Origin of the sequence: Coprococcus intestinihominis (assembly GCF_040096555.1) — a bacterium.
GTDB classification, from domain to species: domain Bacteria; phylum Bacillota; class Clostridia; order Lachnospirales; family Lachnospiraceae; genus Coprococcus_A; species Coprococcus_A intestinihominis.
This window is the reverse complement of sequence record NZ_JBBMEK010000242.1, coordinates 1-5,029: the sequence shown is the minus strand read 5'-3', so window position 1 is coordinate 5,029 and position 5,029 is coordinate 1. Positions and strand designations below refer to the sequence as shown.

The 5,029-nt window shown below is 38.2% G+C and carries 5 protein-coding genes; 4 read left to right on the top strand and 1 reads right to left on the bottom strand.

Translation table 11 applies throughout. The annotated features are described in order from the left end of the window. Positions 1 to 808 (bottom strand): AraC family transcriptional regulator (locus tag WMO25_RS14685; protein WP_349085927.1); only part of this gene is annotated, 808 nt, incomplete at its 3' end. Between the two features lie 191 nt (positions 809 to 999). Here WMO25_RS14685 and WMO25_RS14680 point away from each other — a divergent pair. The 4 genes from WMO25_RS14680 to WMO25_RS14665 form a co-directional block, all read left to right on the top strand. Beyond that, complete coding sequence (locus tag WMO25_RS14680; RefSeq protein WP_349085926.1) at positions 1,000 to 1,605, top strand: MptD family putative ECF transporter S component; 606 nt, start codon at positions 1,000 to 1,002, stop codon at positions 1,603 to 1,605. Beyond that, entirely contained in the window at positions 1,602 to 2,321 is a 720-nt protein-coding gene (locus WMO25_RS14675) for an energy-coupling factor transporter transmembrane component T (RefSeq protein ID WP_349085924.1), read from the top strand. Before WMO25_RS14680 ends, WMO25_RS14675 begins: the two co-directional genes overlap by 4 nt. Beyond that, a complete protein-coding gene (locus tag WMO25_RS14670) occupies positions 2,318 to 3,775 on the top strand; it encodes an ABC transporter ATP-binding protein (RefSeq protein ID WP_349085923.1) in 1,458 nt (485 codons plus the stop codon). The genes WMO25_RS14675 and WMO25_RS14670 overlap by 4 nt, the downstream gene beginning before the upstream one ends. Positions 3,776 to 3,802: 27 nt before the next feature. After that, the coding region (locus WMO25_RS14665) for an ABC transporter ATP-binding protein (protein ID WP_349085921.1) at positions 3,803 to 5,029 on the top strand (1,227 nt) is incomplete at its 3' end.

Below are 5,029 nucleotides of genomic sequence, written 5' to 3'. Positions count from 1 at the left end.
GTTGTTGAATATATTGGGTTATTGTACAATCATGATACTGCTTAAAAATTGTTTGAAGTTTTGTAGCCCCCATATAGGCAATTTTAGTTAAACTTTCAAGGGTTATATCTTGTGCATAATGGTCATTCAAGAATAAAGTAATTGTCTCTAATTCTTTAATATCTTGTTCAGAGAGTCGATGTATTATCTTTTTCTTCTCCAAATTTCTTTTGTTCCATTCAATAGTAAGCGCAATAGCTTCAGCTACTTTACCCTCATAAAACAAATCGGCAGCAATTCCTTCGCCACGATAATCGTGTACTTGTTTTAAAAGTTGGGACATTTTAGGAAAATCCATTGTTTGTCCGACAGCATCAAAGGCCTTTTGAGGGCTTGCATATACATCAGGATATTGGCACTTTAAATAATCTTCATAATATGCAGGCATAATTTCAATTCCTGTAGAGCGAATAGGAATATTTTTGTGAATTAAAACCTTATAAGGCTTATATCCGCCAAGGAAACTCTTGACACAACCCGCTTCTAATCGACGATAAGGGGCAAGTTCTTCACCGGAAACAGAATCATATTGAGATATACTAAGACATTCTGGCCAAGAGAATTCCATAATGGTGTCATTATGAAAATAAAAATCATGAATTTTGATACTATACAAGTCTTTTACGGAAAAAAGCCAAAAATATCCTCCGCCTAGTTCATTAGAAAGCTGCCAAGTTGTGCCTACACTACAATAACTATAATTATCAAGAGCGGGAACAAATCCTTTTTCGGCAAGTTGAGATTTATAAAAATCAATAACAGTATTCATTTAATTCCTCCCATATTCTGCCCTGATTACACGAAATTATACCCTGATTACACGAGCATGCTTTAAGAGCATTGTAAATGGAAGTATCGTGTAGTATGCTATTTCATGTAATTAGTTTTAACTAACAAAATTCTAACACATCAAAGATAGAAGCGTCAAGATGACGCTTCGTAAAAAGGAGGAAACCTAAAATGGAAAATTATTTGGACAAGAAAGGGCTAACTGTAAAGGATTTGGTTACAATAGGTATTTTTAACGCCTTATTTTTCGTTTTTGAATTGATAGGCTCATTGCCTTTTGCCCCAAATCCGGCACTCACATTTTATCAGCCGCTTGGCATTGCGCTGCTCTGTGGCCCTGTATTTTTGCTCATGGTGGCAAAAGTACCAAAACGCGGAACCATTGCAATCTGTGGTATTATAAATGGAATTATCTGGTTTGTGTTTGGTATGCACTGGGCTATGGATTTAGGGTATATCGTAATGGGTATTGTTGCGGACTTTGTAGCCGGTATGCGTGGTTATAAAAACGTAAAATGGAATATCGCGGCATTTGCCTTGTTCTGTCTTGGACCTGCAGGTGTATTTCTTGCTTACGTGGTAAATCCGACAGCATGGGCACAGGTTATGTTGGAAAAAGGGACATCACAGGAATATATCGACATTATGGCAAATTCTGCACCAATAGCTATTCTTCCTGTCATTATCTTAGCAACAGTAGTAATTGCAATTATCAGTGGCTTTATAGGTCACAAGCTCTTGAAAAAACAGTTTGAAAAGGCGGGGATTACTGCATGAGTTCTGGAAAGGCACATTTTGAATTATGGATTGATCCGCGTACCAAAATCATGCTTTTACTGCTATGCGTATTGTCGGCGTCAATGGCACCCTCCTTATTTTATGAGATACTCTTGGTTGGTTTAGTTGCTTTATTTGGACTTTTTAGCGGAAAATTTCGCTATGCTTTGATAGGAATGGCTGTCTATTTTGTCTTTTATTTTTTGACATTGGCAACTATGCAACTTCAAGGGACATTACAAGTAATGTTAGTGGCTTTCTTTGGATTGGTACATAAGGTATATCCCTGTGGATTTCTGTCTGGAATTATCCTGTCCACTACTAAAATCGGAGAATTTCTTTCTGCGATGAATCGCAGCCATGTTTCACAAAAGGTAGTTGTACCGATTGCTGTTATGTTGCGATATATACCGACAATCCGAGAAGATTGGCGTTTTATTAAAGATGCTATGAAAATGAGAGATGTTTCACCCTCATTAAAAAGTTTGATTACGCAGCCGAGCATGACGATTGAATGTATTTACGTACCATTGATGATGGCGGCATCTAAAACATCAGATGAACTAACCATAGCATCTGTTACGAGAGGAATTGAAAATCCGAAACCGCGCACATCATTAGTACAAGTACATTTTGGTATTGGTGATCTCATTGTGTTCCTATGCTTTTTGGCGATGTTTTTAGTCGGTCAGTTTTGCAAGGGGGTGTTCCTGTGATTGAACTTCAAAATATAGACTTTTCCTATTACGGTCAAGATGGTAGCGGTCTGCATGACGTAAATCTTACCATACATGATGGAGAATGTATTTTATTATGTGGTTGTAGCGGCTGCGGAAAAACGACAATCACGAGATTGATTAACGGTCTGATTCCACGGTTTTATCCAGGAGAAGTAAAAGGTACTGTCTTAATAAATGGCAAAAATGTGAATGATTTTCCGATGTATGAACTTGCAGAACATATCGGCTCAGTATTTCAAAATCCAAGAACACAATTTTTCAACGTGGACAGTAACAGCGAAATTGCGTTTGGCCTTGAAAATGAAGCACGCCCGCCGAAAGAGTTACAAGAGCGTGTAGACACTACAATTAAGGATTTAGAGATTCAAAACTTATGCAACCGTTCCTTACATGAATTGTCTGGCGGTGAAAAGCAAAAAATAGCTTTTGCTTCTGTCTATGCGATGAATCCTGACATTTATCTTTTAGATGAACCGTCCTCAAATTTAGATATGGACGCAATCAAAGATTTGCAAGAACATTTACGGCTTATTAAAAAACAGGGGAAAACCATTTTAATTGCAGAGCACCGTCTATATTATCTCATGGATATAGTAGACCGAATCATCTTTTTAGAACAGGGCGAAATCAAAGGAATTTATACACCAAAAGAATTTCAAAAAATTCCTGATAAAAAACGGAAAGCTATGCGCCTGCGTGCTGCCGATTTATCCGCTATACATTCCGAAAACAGTCAGAGTACACAAGCTAACCCTGTACTGGAATTAAAGAATGTCTCCATGTTCTATAAAAAACGAGCTATTTTGGAAAATATAAATCTTAGTGCTGGTTTTGGTGAAGTTATTGGCATTGTAGGACATAATGGAGCTGGTAAAACGACGCTTGCAAGAGCGTTGTGCGGGCTTCATAAAAATACCAAGGGGAATTTTTTTTGGGACGGACAACCGCAGGATAGAAAACAGCGTTTAAAATGCTCGTATATGGTAATGCAAGATGTCAATTATGAATTATTTGCCAACAGTGTAAAAACGGAGTGCTATTTTGGTATTCGCAATCCCGATGAAACCTTAATCGAATCTACAATGGAAAAATTAGGGTTAACCCCGTATAAGGATAAGCACCCGAATACACTGTCTGGAGGACAAAAACAGCGTGTAGCGGTTGCTGTCAGTATGATATGCAAAAAAGAATTACTCGTCTTTGACGAGCCCACATCTGGACTTGATTATGATAGTATGGCTCAGGTTGCAGGACTCGTTAAGGAATTAGCGTCTATGGGGAAAATTATCTTTATTGTAACACATGATTATGAATTTGTTTGCCGAACTTGTACTCGTGTTCTTCATGTAGATCATGGTGAACAATGTGAAGATATATTGGTATCTCCAACCAAAGAAAATAAGATGAAAAAACTGTTTTCCATTCAATAGAACGGTTTAGGAAAGGAGGAACATTTTATGCAAAAAAAGAAAAGTCCAATCAAACTTCTGCTGAAATGGGCTGGCCGTGAGAAATACTGGATATATCTATCTATTTTTCTGTCGCTCATCAGCGGAATTTGTACGATGATTCCCTACTATGGGATTTATCGTTTAATGGACGCAGTATATAACAATACCTGTACATCAGAATTTGTTATGCAAGACGCTGCCTTAATCATAGGTGCAATTATTGTCCGCTTTGTATTGTTTGGTGCTTCTGGTGTGGCTTCACACAAGGGTGCTTATCGTGCTCTGTTCAAAGTCCGTTGTATGGTGGCAGAACACATGGCAAAAGTTCCATTGGGAGCTTTAAATGAACGAAGCACAGGAGAAATCAAGACAGTTTTAAATGAGGATATTGAAAAGTTAGAACTCTTCCTGGCGCATAATATGCCGGAGTTGGTTTGCTACCTTGTTGGTCCTGTAGTTGTATTTATCTATTTGTTGACAGTTAATGTGCCTTTAGCTTTGATTTCTCTTATACCACTGGTTTTAGCGGTAATTGTTATGATTTTCATGTTTGTTGGAGCAGCAGGCATGATGGACCGAGCAAACAAATCCGTAGCGAGCCTTAATTCTGTCATGGTAGAGTACATCAGCGGTATGAAATTGATTAAAGCCTACAATATGGGGAGTAAGTCTTTCCAGAAATTCAAGACAGCCGTAAAAGAAGAAAATGATGTGTGGAATATTATGTCAAAGAAAATGGGACCTTTTTATGCAGCGTTTATTGTAGTGATCGAGTGCGGTATGCTGCTTATGGTTCCGTTTGGCGGAATGTTCTTCTTAAAGGGTTCAATCACAGCAAGTGTACTTTTATTGTTTGCCTTTGTCGGTTCTATGTATCTGACAGAAATTCGTCCCCTTCAGGAATTAGGCAGCAGCTTTGCGCAAGTCCTCGCTGGCGTTACAAAGACGGAGGAAATTTTGAGTATTCCTACCTTTGAAGGTGGTACAGAATTTCCTAAAAGACACGATATAGAACTACGGAATGTACGATTTTCTTATGACGGAAAAACCGATGTATTGCAACAATGTAATTTAAAAATTAAAGACGGAGAACGCATGGCCTTAGTTGGTGGTTCTGGTGCTGGGAAAAGCACAGTCATTGAATTGGTTTCCCGTTTTTACGATGTTCAGGAGGGTGAAGTCCTGATTGGCGGTAAAAATGTAAAGGACATCAATTATGAAACGCTTTTGCAA